Below are 19,424 nucleotides of genomic sequence, written 5' to 3'. Positions count from 1 at the left end.
TAGCGGGACCGGCCGGGCGTTCGTGGCGCGATACGCGGCGCGTCGGGGGTGACTGGTTGACTGGACGCATGCTCCACGGCATCTGGAAACCCGGCGCGGGTCTGTTGTTGTGGACCGACGACGCCGAGATGCCGACGGCGATCGACCCCACGATCGACGCGTTGCTCGCGCGGCGCTTCCGGGTCCGCACCGCCGTGCGCGAGGCGCCGGACACGGACGCCGTCGATCGTGCTGCGCTCGCCCTGGCTCCCGACGCCGCGGCGGACGCACTGCTGACGCTGTATCCGGGCGATCCTCGCGTCGCTCCCGACCTGCGCTACCTCGTGCACGTCGCGACCGGCCTCGACCGCTGGGCACGGGCGGGGAGGGTCGTACCCGAGGTGCGACGCGCGGAGGGCGCGTGGTGGCCGCGGTTCACGCTCGTCGGCGGCGCGCGGCAACGCGCGTGGGCCACCGAACTCGCCGCTGCGATGCCACCGGTGCTTCGGGACGTCGCGCCGGCGCGGGACGTCGTCGCCGACATCACCCGCGAGCTCACCGATCCCGTCGTGCGGCGGCTGCTGCCGGACGAGCAGGCCCGGCATCCGTTCCTTCGCGCGCTGGTGGCCGGCACCGAGTTCGACGACGCGTCACCGGCGACGAGCGAGGCCTTCGACCGCTGGCGCGCGAGCTTGTCGAGCGGCGAGCCGACCCTCGTGTTGCGGCTGCTCGAACCCGACGAGCTACCGGACGACCCCGCCGCCGATCCCTACGAGGGCACCGGGCCCGACGACGCGCTGTGGCGGCTCGAGGTGTGTCTGCAGGACGAGGGTGATGCACCCGAGCCCGTCGCGCTCCGCGGCAGTGATCGCGCGCGGCTCGAGCACGCGGTGCGACGGCTCGAGGACGCCGCGCGCGCGTACCCGCGCCTGCGCGACGTCCCCACCGATCCGCAGAGCCTCGATCTGCTGTTGCCGACGCCGGTCGTGACCGATCTCGTCGCGCACGGCGCCGGGGTGCTGCGGGAGCAGGGCGTCGTCGTGCTGCTGCCGCGTGCATGGACGGTCGTGGCGCCGTCGCTGCGGCTGAAGGTCTCGTCGCCGTCGTCGCCCGCGACGGCGGAGTCGCGCACCGTCGGCGTCGACCGGATCGTCGACTACGAATGGGAACTCGCGCTCGGCGACGTCGTGCTCACGGAGGCGGAGCTTCGTCGTCTCGCGGACGCGAAGAGCGGCCTCGTGCGGCTGCGCGGTGAGTGGGTGCAGGCCGATCCCGCGACGCTCGGCCGCGCCGCGCACTTCGTCGCCGAGCGGCACGGCAGCGGCGACCGCGCGATCGTCGACCTGCTCGCGAGCCTGCTCGACGACGACGCGCGCCACCTGCCGATCGACGAGATCCGCGCGACGGGCTGGGCGGCCGAACTGCTCGACCCGGCGGCGGAACCGGCCCCCACACCGCGGCCGCCGTCGCTGCGGGCCGAACTGCGTCCCTATCAGCAACGCGGACTCGACTGGCTCGCCTTCATGAGTCGCTGCCGGCTCGGGGCGGTCCTCGCCGACGACATGGGGCTCGGCAAGACGGTGCAGCTGCTCGCGTTGCTCGCGCACGAGCACGACGTCCCCGGCGACGAGCCGCCCGGCCCGACGCTGCTGGTGTGTCCGATGTCCGTCGTCGGCAACTGGCAGCGCGAGGCCGCGACGTTCGTTCCCGATCTGACGGTGCACGTGCATCACGGCGTCGACCGGCCGACCGGCGACGAGTTCGCTGCGGCGGCGGGCGGCGCGCACCTGGTGGTGACGACGTATCACCTGCTGGTGCGCGATCTCGAGTCGCTGCGCGGTGTGCCGTGGCGTCGGGTCGTCCTCGACGAGGCGCAGCACATCAAGAATCCGCGCACCGCTCAGGCACGGGCCGCGCGCAGCATCGAGGCGCGTCACCGCGTCGCGCTCACGGGCACGCCCGTCGAGAACCGGCTCGACGAGTTGCGGTCGATTCTCGACTTCGCGAATCGGGGGATTCTCGGTTCGGACGCGATGTTCCGCAAACGGTTCGTCGTTCCGATCGAACGCGAACAGGATTCGCTCGCGGCGGCCCGGTTGCGGGCGGTGACGGCGCCGTTCGTGCTCCGCCGCGTCAAGACCGATCCCTCGGTCATCGCGGATCTGCCGGACAAGGTGGAGCTGACGGTCCGCGCGAACCTCACCGAGGAGCAGGCGGCGCTGTATCAAGCCGTCGTCGACGACATGCTCGCGACGATCCGCGACGCGCAGGGGATGTCGCGCAAGGGGGCCGTGCTCGCCGCGCTGACGAAGCTCAAGCAGGTGTGCAACCATCCCGCGCACTTCCTCAAGGACGGCTCGGCCGTCACGCGCCGCGGCCGTCACCGGTCGGGCAAGCTCGCTCTCGTCGAGGACACCCTCGACGCCGTCCTGGCCGAGGGCGACAAGGCGTTGCTGTTCACGCAGTTCCGCGAGTTCGGGGATCTCGTCGCGCCGTATCTCGCGCAGCGTTTCGGGACGGAGGTTCCGTTCCTGCACGGTGGAGTGTCGAAGTCGGCGCGCGACGGCATGGTCGAGCGGTTCCAGGATCCGTCCGGCCCGTCGCTCATGCTGCTCTCGCTCAAGGCCGGCGGCACGGGGCTCAACCTGACTGCGGCGAATCACGTCGTGCACCTGGACCGCTGGTGGAATCCCGCTGTCGAGAACCAGGCGACCGACCGCGCGTTCCGCATCGGTCAGCGCAAGGACGTGCAGGTACGCAAGCTGGTGTGTGTCGGCACCGTCGAGGAACGGATCGACGACATGATCGCGTCGAAGACCGAGCTCGCCGAGCTCGCGGTGGGCGCCGGGGAGAACTGGGTGACGGAGATGGCCGACGACCAGCTCCGCGATCTGTTGCGGCTCGGCGACGACGCCGTGGGGGAGTGATCAGTGGCGACGAAGCGATTCGGCAGAGACTTCTCCCAGTTCGGACGCACTCGGCCCGTCGAGGGCGGGCTCGCGACGGCGAACCGGCGCGGGCGATTCGGGCACACGATGTGGGGCCGGGCGTTCGTGGACGCGCTCGAGCGGCTCGGGGATCGCGGGCGCATGGCGCGGGGGCGTGCGTACGCGCGGAGCGGTCAGGTCGTCTCGGTCGGGATCGACCGCGGCGTCGTCGTGGGTGAGGTGCAGGGCAGCCAGCTCGACCCGTTCGAGGCTGTCGTCCGGCTGCGGCCGCTCGACGACGACGCCGTCGCGGACGTCGTCGCACGGGTACGTCGCGAGCCGGGCAGCCTCGCGGTGCTCGCGGGCGGCACGATCCCGGATTCGTTCGCGCATCTCGTGATGCCTTCGGATGCAGCGGATTTCGATTTCGACTGCACGTGCCCCGACGACGGCTGGCCGTGCAAGCACGCCGCTGCGCTCGCGTACGTCGCGGCCGAGCGGATCGACGCCGAGCCGCTGCAGCTGCTGGAACTGCGCGGACTGCGGCTCGACGAGTTGATCGACGCCGTCGACACGTCGGGTGCGGAGGCCGACGACGCCGGAGACTGGTTCGGTGCCGACGCCGTCCTGCCGGAGCTGCCCGAGCCGGTCGCGAGGGCGGCACCCGACGACCTCGAACCGCTTCTGCTGCGCGCTGCACTGCGCACGTTCTGCGGCGACGAACGGGAGGTCGACGACGTCCTGACCGAACTCGGCGAACTCTACGGCGAGTTGTGACGGGTCCCGGAGGCCCGCGGGCGCGCCGTGTCCGGTTATGTTTCGTGGGACACGTGTTCGCGTCTGCAGACAGGGAGTGACGATGGGCGAGCCCGCGGTGTCCGGGGACAAGGTTCGTGTCGGGCGGCGAGGCGGGGTCGGTGAGATCGTCCTCGACCGACCGCGCGCGATCAACGCCCTCGATCACGACATGGTGCGCGAGATCGCCGCGGCACTGCTCGAATGGGAGAGCGACGGCGAGATCCGGGCCGTGCTCGTCCGCGGTGCGGGAGAGCGCGGGCTCTGCGCGGGTGGCGACATCGTGTCGATCCACCGCGACGCGACGACAGGTGGTGTGGCCTCGCTCGACTTCTGGCGCGACGAGTACGTCCTGAACGGGGCGATCGCGCGGTATCCGAAGCCGTACGTGGTGTTCATGGACGGCATCGTCATGGGCGGGGGTGTCGGGATCTCGGCGCACGGCGACGTTCGTCTCGTCACCGAGAGGTCGGTCGTTGCGATGCCGGAGACGGGCATCGGTTTCGTGCCCGACGTCGGTGGCACCTATCTGCTCGCGCGGACGCCGGGCGAGATCGGGACGCATCTCGCGTTGACGGGCGCGCGGATGGGCGCCGGTGACGCGATCGCGTGCGGGTTCGCCGATCACTTCGTCCACTCCGAGGATCTCGACGGATTCGCCGAGACGCTGGTCGAGGACTCCGTCGACGCGGCGGTCGCGCGTTTCGCTCGACCCGCACCGGAGTCGCCGCTGCTCGCGGCGCGCGAGTGGATCGACCCCGCCTACTCCGCGAGCACCGTCGAGGAGATCGTCGAACGGCTCGCAGCCGCACCGCAACCCGAGGCGCGTGCCGCGGCCGAGGCGCTCGCCACGAAGTCGCCGACCTCGCTCGCCGTCACTCTCGAGTCGGTGCGCCGCGCGGCGCGGGCGGAGTCGCTGGAGCACGTTCTGGACGACGAGTACCGGGTCTCCACGCGGATTCTCGGCACGCACGATCTCGCCGAGGGGATTCGCGCGCAGGTCATCGACAAGGACCGCACCCCGCGCTGGGACCCGGCGACGTCGAGCGAGGTCGGCGACGTGTCGCGCTTCTTCGTGTCACTGGGTGACGACGAACTCGGACTCGCCTGAGCCCGGCGCGTCGAAATCTCCAGCCGCGGTACGGAGTTCGGTGATGAGCGAGACGAGCTGCCGGCTGGAGTCTCGGCCGAGGCCCGGCCGGGCGAACACCTCGGCGTTGAGGTGCTCGGTGGCCTCGGCGGCGAGTGCCCGCCCCGCGTCGGTGATCTCGACGAGCGTCGTCCTGCGATCCGTGGGATGCGGCACCCTGCGGACGAGTTCCGCCTTCTCGAGCCGGTCGACGGCGTTCGTCACCGACGTCGGGTGCACCTGCAGCCGGGCGCTGGCCTTGGTCATCGGCAGCGCGCCCGTGCGGGTGAACGTGAGCAACTGGAGCAGTTCGTAGCGCGCGAAGGTCAACGCGAACGGCTTGAGGACGTCCTCGACGCGCGACAGCAGGATCTGGTGCGCTCGCATCACGGACGTCACCGCCGCCATCCCGTCTGCGACGTCACCCCATCCCCGCTCCGTCCACTGTCGACGGGCCTCGGCGATCGGGTCCTGCGGCAGGGGCCTTCGAGCGGGCATGGCGTCGATTGTGGCATGCGGACTCGGTGGTTCCGGAAGCAACCGTCACGGGCAGCGGTCGGGGGAGTGTCGGCGAAAGGCCGAGCGAATCGCCGAACTCGGAACATGCCCGGATGCAGTCGTTTCGGGCCGCGAAACGGCGACGACACCACGAACCACGAGATCGAGTGAGAGACTTCCCGGCACCGGCGGCGGATCTGTGAATGCGATCCGGTCGTCGTCGGTGCCCCCGGCAGGATTCGAACCTGCGACCTTTCGCTCCGGAGGCGAACGCTCTATCCCCTGAGCTACGGGGGCGCACCGGTCGAACCGGTGTGCCTGTCGGGCGGCCCAAGCCTAGCGCATGACCGGTGCTCCACCGCAAATCGGCTCGCCACGGGGGTCGTGAATCCGGCCCGGGCGGCGAGCGGCGCGCCTACGCTCGGAACACGCGAACGGTGCGGTCGCGCACCGCCGCTGCGCGAGCAGTCCGACGAGAGCTGGCACAGTCCGACGAAGGGACAGCAAGTGACCGAGCAGGTGGGAACCGGGTCCGCGTACACCGACGACGAACTGCACGAGGATCTGCGGTGGTGGGCCGCCGCGAACTACCTCACGGTGGCGCAGATCTATCTGCAGGACAACGTCTTGCTGCGGGAGCCGCTGCGCGCGGAGCACATCAAGCCGCGGCTGCTCGGGCACTGGGGCACGAGCCCCGGGCTGTCGATGATCTACACGATCCTCAACCGTCACATCGTCCGGACGGACACCGACTGGATCTACATCGCGGGCCCCGGCCACGGCGGCCCGGCGATCGTCGCGTCGACGTATCTCGAGGGCACCTACTCGGAGATCTACCCGGAGGTCTCGCTCGACGAGGCGGGCGTGCGGGCGCTGTGCCGGCAGTTCTCCACTCCCGGCGGCATCCCGAGCCACGTGAGCGTCGAGACCCCGGGGTCGATCCACGAGGGAGGTGAACTCGGCTACGCGCTCGTCCACGCCGCGGGTGCAGCGTTCGACAATCCGGATCTCATGGTCGCGTGCGTGATCGGCGACGGCGAATCCGAGACGGGCCCGCTCTCGGCGTCGTGGAAGCTTCCGGCGTTCCTCAATCCCGCCCGCGACGGCGCGGTGCTGCCGATCCTGCATCTCAACGGCGCGAAGATCTCGGGGCCGACGGTCCCGGGACGGACGCCGACCTACGACGTCACCGAGTACCTGTCCGGTCAGGGCTGGGATGCGATCGAGGTCGCGGGTGACGACCCCGAGCAGGTGTTCCGCGACTTCCAGCGTGCGGTCGACGAGTCGTACGTCGCCGTCCGTGCGCTGCAGGAGCGAGCACGCGGGGGAGAAGAGGTCGAGGGGATCCGCTGGCCCGCGATCGTGCTGCGCACACCCAAGGGGTGGACCGGGCCGCACAAGGTCGACGGCGAACTCGTCGAGGGAACCTTCCGCGCTCACCAGGTCCCGTTGCACGGAGTCCGCGACAACCCGGAGCATCTCGCCGAACTCGAGACCTGGATGCGCTCGTACGCACCCCAGGAGATCTTCGACGACGCGGGCGCCGTCGCCGCGTCGGTCCGCGCGCTCGCGCCGTCGGGTGACAAGCGGATGGGCGCGTCGCCGTACGCGAACGGCGGGCGGGTACGCACCGAACTGCCGTTGCCGGCGATCGCGGACTACGCGCTCGACGTCGATCCCGAGGCGCCCGGTGCGACGGTCCACGAGACGACCCGCGTGCTGGGCGAGTTCATGCGCGACATCTACCGCGCCACGACGACGGCGGACGGCGGCGGCACCTTCCGGCTGTTCTGCCCCGACGAGACGCACTCCAACCGGCTCGGCGCCGTGTTCGAGGCGACGGCGCGCGCATGGCAACTCCCCATCGAGTACTACGACGACGACCTGTCGCCGACGGGCCGTGTCATGGAGGTGCTCAGCGAGCACCTGTGCGAAGGGTGGCTCGAGGGCTACCTGCTCACGGGCCGTCACGGGCTGTTCGCGAGCTACGAGGCGTTCACGATGGTGTGCGCATCGATGATCATCCAGCACGTCAAATGGTTGCAGCACGCGCACGAACTCGAGTGGCGCGCGCCGGTGTCGTCGCTCAACGTGCTGCTCACCAGCACGTGCTGGCGCAACGACCACAACGGCTTCAGCCACCAGGGCCCGGGCATGATCGACGCCCTCATCCCGCTCTCGCCCGAGGTGGTGCGGATCTGGCTGCCGCCGGACTCGAACACGCTGCTGTCGATCTCGAACCACTGCTTCCGCAGCGTCGACCACGTCAACCTCATCGTCGTCGACAAGCAGCCGCACCTGCAGTACCTGACGCTCGATGCCGCCGAGGAGCACTGCGCGGCGGGCGCGTCGATCTGGCGGTGGGCGAGCACCGAGCGCGAGGGCGGACGCAGGCCCGACATCGTCCTCGCGTGCGCGGGCGACGTCCCGACGCAGGAACTCCTCGCGGCGGCGCAGTTGCTGCGCGATCACACCCCGGATCTCGTGACGCGCGTCGTGAACGTCGTCGACCTCATGGGGTTGCTGCCGCCGGCCGATCACCCACACGGCTTCTCCGACGAGAAGTTCGAGTCGCTGTTCACCGACGACGTGCACTGCATCTTCGCGTTCCACGGCTACTCGCGCGCCGTCCACGAACTGCTGCACGGCAGGCCCGACGCGGACCGCTTCCACGTGCGCGGGTTCATGGAGCAGGGCACCACGACGACGCCCTTCGACATGGTCGTGCTCAACCGGATGAGCCGCTACCACCTCGCGCTCGAGGCGGTGCGCCGCGCCACCTGGCGGCCCGACGGCGCCGACGAACTCGAGAACTTCTGCCGGTCCCAGCTCGACAGGCACCGCAGCTACGTCGTCGAGCACCTCGAGGACATGCCCGAGGTGCGCGACTGGCGCTGGTCCTGACGGTCAGTTCATCGGAAGCGGCTCGGCGCCCCGCGCCGCGAGCATGTCCCGCATGAGGACGGACTCGGATTCCTGCGTGTCGACCATCGTCTGGGCGAGCGAGCGAACGACGCTCTCCGACGCGTGCTGCGCGCCGTACTCCATCATGGGCAGTCCGCCCTCGTGGTGACGCAGCATGAGCTGCAGGAACAGCACGTCCTGCTCGGGTCCGGTCGCCTGCCGCAGCTGCGCCATCTCGTCGCTCGACGCCATGCCCGGCATCCGGTCGAGCGCGCCGTCCGCAGCCGGAGCGGCGCCCTGGACGCCGCCGTGCGCGTGCGAGCCGGAGTCGTCCGCCATCCATTCCATGAAGCCCGCGCCCGTGGGCAGCGGCGGCTGCCCCCACAGCGTCAGCCACGCCTGCATCTGACCGAGCTGATGCTGCTGCGTCGTGAGGATGTCGTACGCGAGCGAGCGCACGTGGCCGTCCTCGGAGGACAGGACCGCCGCCGACATCTCGACGGCCTGGCTGTGGTGGACGCTCATGTCCTGGGCGAAGCCGACGTCCACCGAGTCCTCACCCGGAGCGGCCGGACCGGAGTCGTCGAACGGAAACCGCGCCAGCACACCGATCGCGAAGCCGAGCACGAGCACGCCGACGACCCCGATGACGAGCAGCGCCGTGCGCTGGCTGCGCGGCGTCGGCTGGGGTTCCGGCGCCGGATCCGTCATCACTGACCCTGCGCGGGAACGCCACCCTCGGCGGGGAGCCCGCCCTGCGCGGGCAGCTGCATGCCGCCGCTACGGACCTCGGACGGATCCGGCTCGATTCCGCCACCGTCCATCGGGACGGCGTCAGGGCCGGGCTCCGAGGGATCGAACGGCGGCGGGTTGTCGGGATCGAATCCGCTGCCCGGGATGGTCGAGCAGCTCGCGCCGACCTCGGGGTAGGTGTTCGGGTTCAGGCGCAGTGCGGCGACGAACTGGTCGATCCGCTCGTCCTGGGCGTCGTCGAGCTGGAGCTGACGTCCCCACGACTGCAGCGAGATCGGCGTCTCGAGACCGGGGTACGGCGAGAGCATCATGTACGGGACGCCGTCGACCTTGTCCTCGAGCGTGGCGAGGGAGTCGCCCGAGACCTGCTCGGGGTCGTAGGTGACCCAGACTGCGCCGTGCTCAAGCGAGTGGACCGCGTTCTCGCTGCGGATCGGGTCCTCGTAGACCACGCCGGTGCAGGTCGCCCACACGCCGTCGTGCGGGCCGCCGAAGGGCGGGGCGTGGTCGTACGCGACGCGCTGCGTGCCCGTCACGTGGATACCGGCGGGATAGTCGATCGCCGTGACGCCGTCGATCGCGGTCGACGGGTCGGGGTTCTCCGCCGTCGGCGCCCAGCGCTCCGCTTCCTGATGGTCTGGTACTTCGGGACCAGGTTGTACGCGAGTGCGCCGACGAGCGCGGCGACGACGACCGCGCCGATCGTGAGCCACGGCACGTTCACCTGGCGGCCGGAGCCACCGCCCGAAGACTTCTTCTTGGCTGCCTTCAGCGCCTTCGATGACTTGGCACTGGACGACTTCGACGACTTACCGCCGGGACCGCTGGGCATCGATGGTCATTCGCTTTCGTGGTCGGGGACTGCGGCCGAGTTCGGCGGGGCCGGATCGGTCGCCGGAAGTTGATGCTTCCACTGAGGTTCAGCTTCACCACTCTACTGGCGTCGCCTGAGAGTTCTCTGGGTCGGCCGATCCCGCGACCGTCGGCAACCGCGGCCGGGCGAACCCATAGGATGGATACCTGTGACTCCCGCTGACCTTGCCGACCTCCTTCGTGCGACCGCCACCGACGTTCTCACGAGCCGTGACCTCGACGCTTCGGTACTCCCCGCGGCGGTGACGGTGGAGCGTCCGCGCAACCCGGAGCACGGCGACTACGCCACCAATCTGGCGATGCAGATCGGCAAGAAGGTCGGCGCGAATCCCCGCGAACTCGCGGGCTGGCTCGCCGAGGCGCTCACCGGCAACGCCGCGATCGACGCCGTCGACGTCGCGGGTCCGGGCTTCCTCAACATCCGGCTCGCGGCCGATGCGCAGGGCGCGATCGTCTCGGACGTGCTCGCCGCGGGCGCCGCCTACGGTAGCGCCGACACGCTGGCGGGCACGCGGATCAACCTCGAGTTCGTGTCGGCCAACCCCACCGGTCCGATCCACCTCGGCGGCACGCGCTGGGCCGCGGTCGGCGACGCGCTGGGCCGCATTCTCACGGCGCAGGGCGGCGACGTCACGCGCGAGTACTACTTCAACGACCACGGTGCGCAGATCGACCGCTTCGCGCGGTCGCTCGTCGCCGCCGCGCTCGGCGAGCCCACTCCCGAGAACGGCTACGCCGGCGCCTACATCGCCGACGCCGCGCAGCAGGTCCAGCAGGCACGCCCCGACGTTCTCTCGCTGCCCGAGGGCGAGCGGCAGGAGGTGTTCCGCTCGATCGGCGTGGACCTCATGTTCGAGCACATCAAGACGACCCTCCACGACTTCGGCGTCGACTTCGACGTGTATTTCCACGAGAACTCGCTGTTCGAGTCGGGTGCCGTCGCGCGCGCCGTGGAGACGCTGAAGGACTCGGGTGCGCTGTACGAGAAGGACGGCGCCTGGTGGCTCGAGTCGACGCGCTTCGGCGACGACAAGGATCGCGTCGTCATCAAGAGCGACGGCAACGCCGCGTACATCGCCGGTGACATCGCGTACTTCCAGGACAAGCGCAAGCGTGGCTTCGACCTCGCGATCTACATGCTCGGCGCCGACCACCACGGTTACATCGGCCGGCTCAAGGCCGCTGCTGCGGCCTTCGGCGACGACCCCGACACCGTCGAGGTCCTCATCGGCCAGATGGTCAACCTCGTGCGCGACGGCAAGCCCGTCCGGATGAGCAAGCGCGCGGGCACCGTCGTCACGCTCGACGACCTCGTCGAGCTCATCGGCGTCGACGCCGCGCGCTACTCGCTCGTCCGCTCGTCGGTCGACACGAGCATCGACATCGACCTCGAGCTCTACGCGAGCGAGGGCAACGAGAACCCCGTCTACTACGTGCAGTACGCCCACGCGCGACTCTCCTCGATCCTCCGGTCCGCGAGCGACCTCGGCGTGACGGCCGACGCCCCCGATCTCGCACTGCTCGTGTCCGAGCAGGAGGGCGACCTCGTCCGCACCCTCGGCGAGTACCCGCGCGTCGTCGCGAGTGCCGCGAGCCTGCGCGAACCGCACCGGATCGCGCGGTACCTCGAAGAACTCGCGGGCGCGTACCACCGCTTCTACGGCGCGAACCGCGTTCTCCCGCAAGGGGACGAGGAGCCGGCGCCGATCCACACCGCGCGGCTCGCGCTGTGCGGCGCGACGCGGCAGGTCCTCGCCAACGGGCTGAACCTCATCGGCGTGAGCGCACCGGAGAAGATGTGATGGCACACCCCGCAGGACCGAAGCACGCCGAGCAGCTCCACGCACCCGGGCTGCCCGAACGGCCGGCATCGGCCGACGAGGTCGCCCGCCTCGACCCGGCCGTGTGGCCGCGCGGTGCACGCCGCGGCGACGACGGCGAGGTGACCCTCGCGGGCGTCCCCGTCACCGAGCTCGCGCAGCGCTACGGCACTCCGCTGTTCGTCGTCGACGAGGACGACTTCCGTTCCCGGTGCCGCGACATGGTCGCCGCGTTCGGGACCGACGCGCGAGTCCACTACGCGTCGAAGGCGTTCCTGTGCTCCGAGGTCGCGCGCTGGGTCGCCGACGAAGGGCTCTGCCTCGACGTCGCCTCGGGCGGCGAACTCGCGGTGGCGCTGCACGGCGGGTTCCCCGCCGAGCGCATCGCGGTCCACGGCAACAACAAGTCCGTCGACGAACTCCGGGCCGCCGTCGCTGCCGGCGTCGGTCACGTCGTGCTGGACTCGGAGTACGAGATCGAGCGGCTCGACGAGGTCGCCCGCGACGCCGGCGTCGTGCAGGACGTCCTCATCCGGGTCACCGTCGGCGTCGAGGCACACACCCACGAGTTCATCTCGACCGCGCACGAGGACCAGAAGTTCGGCTTCTCGCTCGCCGGAGGAAACGCGATGCGGGCCGTCGAGCAGGTCTTCGCGAGCGAGAACCTGCGGCTCGTCGGCCTCCACAGCCACATCGGCTCGCAGATCTTCGACGTCGACGGCTTCGAAGCCGCGGCGCACCGCGTCATCGGCCTGCTGCGCGACGTCGTCGCCCGCTTCGGCGTCGACCGCACCGCACAGATGTCCGTCGTCGATCTCGGTGGCGGGCTCGGCATCTCGTACGTGTCCAGCGACGATCCGCCGCCGGTCGCCGATCTCGCCGCCAAGCTGCGCGAGATCGTGCGCACCGAGTCCGCCTTCGTGGGCCTGCCCGAGCCGACGCTCGCCGTCGAGCCCGGACGCGCGATCGCCGGGCCGGGGACCGTCACGCTGTACGAGGTGGGGACCCTCAAGGACGTCCACGTCGACGCGAACGTGACGCGTCGCTACGTGAGTGTCGACGGCGGGATGAGCGACAACATCCGTACCGCGCTCTATCAGGCCGAGTACGACTGCCGGCTGGTGTCGCGGACCGGAGACGGCAGCCCCGTCGTCTCGCGAGTCGTCGGCAAGCACTGCGAATCCGGCGACATCGTGATTCGCGACACGTGGCTTCCCGAGGACGTCCGGCCGGGGGACCTCCTGGCCGTCGCGGCGACCGGTGCATACTGCTACTCGATGTCGAGTAGGTACAACATGCTCGGTCGTCCCGCCGTCGTCGCGGTACGCGACGGGCGTTCGCGCGTGATGCTGCGCAGAGAGACGTTCGACGACCTGATCGCTTTGGAGGTGGAGCAGTGACCGGCGCACAGTTCGGTGCCGACCAGCCCGTCGGAGTCGCGGTACTCGGCTACGGAAACGTCGGCAGCGAGGTGGTTCGCATCCTGCAGGAGCAGGTCGACGACCTGCAGCAGCGCGTCGGTGCGCCGCTCGCGCTCCGGGGGATCGCGGTTCGCGACGCCTCGCGCGACCGCGGCCTCGACCCGGACCTGGTGACGACGGACGCGCGCGCTCTCGTCGAGCGCGACGACGTCGACATCGTCGTCGAGCTCATCGGCGGCATCGAGCTGCCGCGCGAGCTCGTCCTCGCCGCCCTGTCGAGCGGCAAGTCCGTCGTGACGGCGAACAAGGCCCTGCTGTCCGAGCACACGGGCGAGCTCGCCGAGGCGGCCGAGGCGCGCAACGTGGACCTCTACTTCGAGGCCGCGGTGGCGGGCGCGATCCCCGTGATCCGCCCGCTCACGCAGTCGCTCGCGGGCGACCGCGTCCACCGCGTCGCCGGCATCGTCAACGGCACCACCAACTTCATCCTCTCCGCGATGTCGGAGACCGGCGCCGACTACGGCGAGACGCTCGCGGAAGCAGGCAACCGCGGTTACGCGGAGGCCGATCCGACCGCCGACGTCGAGGGATTCGACGCCGCGGCGAAGGCCGCGATCCTCGCGTCGATCGCATTCCACAGCCGGGTGAGCGCGAGCGACGTGCACCGCGAGGGCATCTCGGCCATCACACCGCAGGACTTCGAGTCCGCGCACGCACTGGGGTGCACCATCAAGCTGCTCTCGATCTGCGAGCGGGTGCCCTCGCCGGGCGGCCGCGACCGGATCTCGGCACGCGTCTACCCGGCGCTCGTTCCCGACTCGCATCCGCTCGCGACGGTCGGCGGCGCGTTCAACGCCGTCGTCGTCGAGGCGGAGAACGCCGGGCGGCTCATGTTCTACGGCCAGGGCGCCGGTGGTGCCCCCACGGCGTCCGCCGTCATGGGCGACGTCGTGATGGCCGCGCGCAACAAGGTCAACGGCGGCCGTGGCCCGCGCGAGAGCAAGTACGCGAACCTCGAGATCGCGCCGATCGGCGACATCCCGACGCGGTACTTCGTCAACATGCAGGTAGCGGACAAGGCCGGCGTCCTCTCGGCCGTCGCGGCGGAGTTCGCGCAGCACGGCGTGAGCATCTCGACGGTCCGCCAGGAGGGTGAAGGCACCGGGGCGCGGCTCGTCGTCGTCACGCACACCGCGAGCGACTCGGCGTTGTCGGCGACCGTGAGCGCGCTCGAACAACTCGAATTCGTCACAGCCGTCACCAGCGTGCTGCGACTGGAGGGCACACACCGATGACCGGGATCCCGTCCGCAGTCCACACGCCCTGGCCGGGGCTCATCGAGGCGTACCGTGACCGGCTCCCGATCGGCCCGGACTGGCAGACCGTGACGCTGCACGAGGGCAACACGCCGCTGATCCGCGCGAACCACATCTCCGAGATCACCGGTTGCGACGTGTATCTCAAGGTCGAGGGGCTCAACCCGACCGGGTCGTTCAAGGACCGCGGGATGACGATGGCCGTGACCGATGCACGCGCACGCGGCCAGCAGGCGGTGCTGTGCGCATCGACGGGCAACACGTCCGCGTCGGCCGCCGCGTATGCGACCCGCGCCGGGATGACGTGCGCCGTGCTTGTGCCGCAGGGCAAGATCGCGATGGGCAAGCTCGCGCAGGCCGTGATGCACGGTGCGAAGATCATCCAGGTCGAGGGCAACTTCGACGACTGCCTCGAACTCGCCCGCAAGACGACGGCCGAGTTCCCCACCATCGCGCTCGTGAACTCCGTGAACCCGGTGCGCATCGAAGGCCAGAAGACCGCGGCGTTCGAGATCTGCGACGCGCTCGGCAAGGCGCCCGACGTCCACGCGCTTCCCGTCGGCAACGCCGGCAACATCACCGCGTACTGGCGCGGCTACTCCGAGTACCACGCGGACGGCGTCACGACGTCGCGTCCGCGGATGCTCGGGGTGCAGGCGGCCGGAGCGGCCCCGCTCGTGACGGGCGAGCCCGTGCGCGATCCCGAGACGATCGCAACCGCGATCCGCATCGGGTCGCCGGCGTCCTGGAACGGCGCCGTCTCGGCGAAGGAGGAGTCGGACGGCGCGTTCCGCGCCGCGACCGACGACGAGATCCTCGCCGCGTACCGCCTCGTCGCGGCCACCGAGGGCGTCTTCGTCGAGCCCGCGTCGGCCGCGAGCATCGCGGGCCTGCTCGCCGCGCGCGAGGAGGGCTGGCTCGACTCCGGGCTCACCGTCGTGTGCACCGTGACGGGCAACGGCCTCAAGGACCCCGACACGGCGCTGCGCGGAATGCCGCACGTGGAGCCGATTCCCGTCGATCCGGTCGCGGTCGCCGCGGCCCTCGAACTCGCGTAGCGCGGACGCTCCCGTGACCGCGGCACACCATGATTCGTCGATCCGGAAACCAGCCATGACCGAAACCCTTCCCAGCGGAATCACCGTCACCGTGCGGGTGCCCGCGTCGAGCGCCAATCTCGGGCCGGGCTTCGACACGCTGGGTCTCGCGCTCGGCATGTACGACGAGATCACGGTCACGACAACCGAATCCGGGCTGAACATCGAGGTCGTCGGGGAGGGCGCCGAGGACGTTCCGTGCAATCCGTCGCATCTCGTCGTTCGTGCGATCGAGCGTGGCCTCGAGGCTGCCGGGGTATGGGCGGACGGGTTGGACGTGGTGTGCCGCAACGTCATTCCGCACTCGCGGGGGCTCGGATCGTCGGCATCGGCAGCTGTGGGCGGGCTCTTCGCGGCGAGCGAGCTCGCGCGTGAGCTCGACCCCACTCACGGACTGTCCGACGCCCAGCTCGTCCAGCTGTCCTCGGAGTTCGAAGGCCATCCCGACAACGCCGCGGCGAGTGTCCTCGGCGGCGCCGTCGTCTCGTGGAGCAGCAACGACGAGAACACGGGCGAGTCGGCGCTCGCGAAGGTCTTCCGCGCGGTACGACTCGACACCCACCCGGACCTGCGGGCCTGCGTCCTCGTCCCCACCGAGCGGTCGTCGACTGCGCACACGCGTGGTCTGCTGCCGCACCTCGTCCCGCACGGCGACGCCGCGTTCAACGCGAGCCGGAGCGCCCTGCTCGTCGTCGCGCTGACGACGAATCCCGAGCTGCTGCTGCCGGCCACGGAGGACATGCTGCATCAGCCGCACCGGGCGCCCGCGCTGCCGCTCACGACCCGCTGGGTCGGCAGGCTGCGCGAACGCGGCATCGCCGCGACCGTGTCGGGCGCCGGGCCCACGGTGCTCGCGCTCGGGACCGAGACGATCCCGGCCGACCTCCGCAGCGAGGCCGAGCACGACGGACTGCGGGTGCTCGATCTCGCGGTGAGCGGCGGCGTCCACCGGGCGTGAGACGCAGGTCGTCGCGGCGCCGTACCGGCCGGTCGGAAACCGAGACGCGCGTGCCGGTACGCTTGCTCACACGCTGGCAGATCGCTAGAGTGGGCAGTGTCCGTACATCGTGCGCAATCAGACGCCGGTGATTCATCCAGGGCAATCGCATCATCGAGGCGAATCGCATCGACGAAGAGCTCTCGGTTCGGGTCTTCCCGAGTCGGGCTCGTCCCCACATCATCGGTGGGGTCACTTTTTCGGTGAGGTCCTGGTTCGGTGAGATCCTGGTGGGAACTCTCCGCACACCCGTGCCGGGTTCGAACATCCCCCGAATGTCTCAGCGGGTGGCGGGCACAGCCGACAGTTTCTCGATCGCACCCACGTACGGCGAATCCGAAATCCGTCCGATGCGACCGGGTTTACGGGACGAACCCTCGAGTCGCACGACCGCGACCGGGGTAAGGAAAGGACCTCCGTGACCGATACGGAACTCACGACCAGCCCGGTGCAGGCGGACAACGCCGTCACGGCCTCGACCAAGCGCGCCGAAGCTCGGCGCTCCGGTGGGCTGTCGGGCATGGTGCTGGCCGAGTTGCGCGCCCTCGCGGGCGAGCTCGGCATCAAGGGCACCTCCGGGATGCGCAAGGGCGACCTCATCGCCGCGATCAAGGAGCGCCAGGGCTCGGGCAAGCCGTCAGGCGAGAAGGCGGTGGCGCCCAGCGCGCCGGCCGAGAGCGCCGCGCCCGCCGCCGAGGACGGCGAGGACCGGCCGCGCCGTGCACGCCGGTCCGGATCGCGCCGTGCCGCAGGACCTGCGGGCGAGCAGACGACGATCGACGGCGTCGCCGCCCCGGAACAGCCGGTGAACGCGGGCAGCGAGCAGCGTGACGGCGGCCGTGGCAAGAACGAGCAGCCGAAGAACGAGCAGCCGAAGAACGAGCAGCCCAAGAACGACAAGCAGGACCAGCCGAAGAACGACGGCGGTCAGCAGAAGCAGAACGACCAGTCCCGCAACGACGGCGGCCAGAAGAACGACGGCGGCCAGAAGAACGACGGCGGCCAGAAGAACGACGGTCAGCAGCGTGGCGACGGGCAGCGGGGCGACGGCGGAAACCGTCGTAACCGCGGCCAGGGAAACCGCGACCAGAACCGCGATCAGGGCAACCGTGATCAGGGCGGCAACCAGGGCAATCAGGGTGGCCAGGGTGGCGGCAACCGCGATCAGGGCGACGACGACGAGGGCGGTCGCGGCCGGCGGGGCCGCCGGTTCCGTGAGCGCCGTCGCGGACGCGATCGCGGCGAGGGCGGTGGCGGCGGCGACGTCGAGATTCGCGAGGACGACGTCCTGCAGCCGGTCGCCGGCATCCTCGACGTCCTCGACAACTACGCGTTCGTCCGGACCTCGGGTTATCTGCCGGGACCGAACGACGTCTATGTGTCGATGAACCTCATCCGCAAGAACGGACTGCGCCGTGGCGACGCCATCACGGGCGCCGTGCGCGTTCCGCGTGAGGGCGAGCAGCAGCAGAATCAGCGCCAGAAGTTCAACCCGCTGGTGCGGATCGACACCGTCAACGGTGGCGAGCCCGAATCGGCGCGTGGCCGTTCCGAGTTCAACAAGCTCACCCCGCTGTACCCGAACCAGCGGCTGCGGCTCGAGACCGACCAGAATCGGTACACGACACGCGTCATCGACCTCGTCATGCCGATCGGCAAGGGTCAGCGTGCGCTCATCGTCAGCCCGCCGAAGGCAGGCAAGACGACGGTGCTGCAGGACATCGCGAACGCGATCACCCGCAACAACCCCGAGTGCCACCTCATGGTCGTCCTCGTCGACGAGCGTCCCGAAGAGGTCACCGACATGACGCGATCGGTGAACGGCGAGGTCATCGCCTCGACGTTCGACCGCCCGCCGTCCGACCACACGGCCGTCGCCGAACTCGCGATCGAGCGGGCGAAGCGCCTCGTGGAGCAGGGCCAGGACGTCGTCGTGCTGCTCGACTCGATCACCCGCCTCGGCCGTGCGTACAACAACGCCTCGCCCGCGTCGGGACGAATCCTGTCCGGTGGTGTCGATTCCACGGCGCTGTACCCGCCGAAGCGTTTCCTCGGTGCCGCCCGCAACATCGAGAACGGCGGTTCGCTGACGATTATCGCCTCGGCGCTCGTCGAGACCGGTTCGACCGGCGACACGGTGATCTTCGAGGAGTTCAAGGGCACGGGCAACGCCGAGCTCAAGCTCGATCGCAAGATCGCGGAGCGCCGCGTCTTCCCGGCGGTCGACGTCAACATGTCGAGCACCCGTAAGGACGAGCTCCTCATGAGTCCGGACGAGTTCGCCGTCGTGCACAAGCTGCGGCGCGTGCTGTCGGCCCTCGACTCGCACCAGGCGATCGATCTGCTGATGGACCGGCTCAAGAAGACGAAGTCGAACATCGAGTTCCTCATGCAGGTGTCGAAGAACGCTCCCGGCGGAGCGCTCGACGACTAGTGGGCGGCTCCGCCGCTCGTGCGTGATCTTCCGGTCCCCACACCGGAGAATCACGCACGAGCGCGAAGCGCCCCAACCCGGGAACACGACGGGGCGCCGCAGCGTTGGGAAACACAGCAGGCGCGATTGTCGGCCGTCGCCGCTGCTCTGGCATACTGAACGGCCGAGTCCGGTTCCGGTTCACACCTTCGGCAGGCGAAGGTGACCCGGCGGCCATCGAAAGGGACACCATGAAGTCAGGTATTCACCCCGACTACCACGCCACCACCGTGGTCTGTGGTTGCGGGAACACGTTCGACACCCACAGCACCGCCGAGGGCGGCCGGATCAACGTGGAAGTGTGCTCGCAGTGCCACCCGTTCTACACGGGCAAGCAGAAGATCCTCGACACCGGCGGACGCGTCGCACGGTTCGAGGCCCGCTACGGCCGTCGCGATCGTGGCGCGAAGAAGGCGGACTCCGCCAACTCCTAGCCGTTTCG

The 19,424-nt window shown here is 70.1% G+C and carries 14 protein-coding genes, 1 tRNA gene and 1 pseudogene; 12 read left to right on the top strand and 4 right to left on the bottom strand.

The features are described from left to right. Window positions 1-68: 68 nt before the first annotated feature. The 3 genes from RR1_RS09830 (at window position 69) to RR1_RS09820 (ending at window position 4,812) form a co-directional block, all read left to right on the top strand. Window positions 69-2,906, top strand: a complete 2,838-nt coding sequence (locus tag RR1_RS09830; protein ID WP_010839814.1) for a DEAD/DEAH box helicase — start codon at window positions 69-71, stop codon at window positions 2,904-2,906. 3 nt (window positions 2,907-2,909) lie between these two features. After that, complete coding sequence (locus RR1_RS09825; RefSeq protein WP_010839815.1) at window positions 2,910-3,683, top strand: SWIM zinc finger family protein; 774 nt, start codon at window positions 2,910-2,912, stop codon at window positions 3,681-3,683. A gap of 82 nt (window positions 3,684-3,765) precedes the next feature. Then, complete coding sequence (locus RR1_RS09820) at window positions 3,766-4,812, top strand: enoyl-CoA hydratase/isomerase family protein (protein WP_040774949.1); 1,047 nt, start codon at window positions 3,766-3,768, stop codon at window positions 4,810-4,812. Here the strand turns inward: RR1_RS09820 and RR1_RS09815 are convergent. Both RR1_RS09815 and RR1_RS09810 read right to left on the bottom strand, forming a co-directional pair. Further along, a complete protein-coding gene (locus RR1_RS09815) occupies window positions 4,780-5,328 on the bottom strand; it encodes a MarR family winged helix-turn-helix transcriptional regulator (protein ID WP_010839817.1) in 549 nt (182 codons plus the stop codon). The two genes, RR1_RS09820 and RR1_RS09815, sit on opposite strands and share 33 nt — an antisense overlap. A gap of 224 nt (window positions 5,329-5,552) precedes the next feature. Then, window positions 5,553-5,625: transfer RNA gene (locus tag RR1_RS09810), tRNA-Arg, on the bottom strand. 210 nt (window positions 5,626-5,835) lie between these two features. Here RR1_RS09810 and RR1_RS09805 point away from each other — a divergent pair. After that, complete coding sequence (locus tag RR1_RS09805) at window positions 5,836-8,232, top strand: phosphoketolase family protein (protein ID WP_010839820.1); 2,397 nt, start codon at window positions 5,836-5,838, stop codon at window positions 8,230-8,232. A gap of 3 nt (window positions 8,233-8,235) precedes the next feature. Here the strand turns inward: RR1_RS09805 and RR1_RS09800 are convergent, their stop codons facing one another. Continuing rightward, window positions 8,236-8,943 carry a DUF305 domain-containing protein gene (locus tag RR1_RS09800; protein WP_040774898.1) on the bottom strand — a complete coding sequence of 236 codons (708 nt, stop codon included), beginning with the start codon at window positions 8,941-8,943 and terminating at the stop codon, window positions 8,236-8,238. Beyond that, window positions 8,943-9,757, bottom strand: a pseudogene (locus RR1_RS09795) (thioredoxin-like domain-containing protein). Before RR1_RS09795 ends, RR1_RS09800 begins: the two are co-directional and overlap by 1 nt. Between RR1_RS09795 and RR1_RS22865 the strand changes: the two are divergent. The 8 genes from RR1_RS22865 (at window position 9,690) to rpmE (ending at window position 19,416) form a co-directional block, all read left to right on the top strand. After that, complete coding sequence (locus tag RR1_RS22865; protein WP_010839823.1) at window positions 9,690-9,890, top strand: hypothetical protein; 201 nt, start codon at window positions 9,690-9,692, stop codon at window positions 9,888-9,890. The pseudogene RR1_RS09795 and the gene RR1_RS22865 sit on opposite strands and share 68 nt — an antisense overlap. 117 nt (window positions 9,891-10,007) lie before the next feature. After that, window positions 10,008-11,660 carry an arginine--tRNA ligase gene (argS, locus tag RR1_RS09790; RefSeq protein ID WP_010839824.1) on the top strand — a complete coding sequence of 551 codons (1,653 nt, stop codon included), beginning with the start codon at window positions 10,008-10,010 and terminating at the stop codon, window positions 11,658-11,660. Then, on the top strand, window positions 11,657-13,078 hold the full coding sequence (gene lysA, locus RR1_RS09785) for a diaminopimelate decarboxylase (protein ID WP_040774900.1): 1,422 nt from the start codon (window positions 11,657-11,659) through the stop codon (window positions 13,076-13,078). Before argS ends, lysA begins: the two co-directional genes overlap by 4 nt. Further along, on the top strand, window positions 13,075-14,394 hold the full coding sequence (locus RR1_RS09780; RefSeq protein ID WP_010839826.1) for a homoserine dehydrogenase: 1,320 nt from the start codon (window positions 13,075-13,077) through the stop codon (window positions 14,392-14,394). The genes lysA and RR1_RS09780 overlap by 4 nt, the downstream gene beginning before the upstream one ends. Continuing rightward, a complete protein-coding gene (gene thrC, locus RR1_RS09775; protein WP_010839827.1) occupies window positions 14,391-15,473 on the top strand; it encodes a threonine synthase in 1,083 nt (360 codons plus the stop codon). The genes RR1_RS09780 and thrC overlap by 4 nt, the downstream gene beginning before the upstream one ends. A gap of 55 nt (window positions 15,474-15,528) precedes the next feature. Then, window positions 15,529-16,470, top strand: coding sequence for a homoserine kinase (thrB, locus tag RR1_RS09770; RefSeq protein ID WP_040774903.1), 942 nt, complete (start codon window positions 15,529-15,531; stop codon window positions 16,468-16,470). 457 nt (window positions 16,471-16,927) lie between these two features. Beyond that, window positions 16,928-18,943 (top strand): transcription termination factor Rho, encoded by a 2,016-nt coding sequence (gene rho, locus RR1_RS09765; protein WP_010839830.1) that lies wholly within the window; start codon window positions 16,928-16,930, stop codon window positions 18,941-18,943. 230 nt (window positions 18,944-19,173) lie between these two features. Then, entirely contained in the window at window positions 19,174-19,416 is a 243-nt protein-coding gene (gene rpmE / locus RR1_RS09760; protein ID WP_010839831.1) for a 50S ribosomal protein L31, read from the top strand. The last annotated feature ends 8 nt before the right edge of the window (window positions 19,417-19,424 follow it).

The organism is Rhodococcus rhodnii NBRC 100604 (assembly GCF_001894925.1).
Taxonomy (GTDB): Bacteria; Actinomycetota; Actinomycetes; order Mycobacteriales; family Mycobacteriaceae; genus Rhodococcus_F; species Rhodococcus_F rhodnii.
This window is presented reverse-complemented; position numbering and strand designations above follow the sequence as displayed.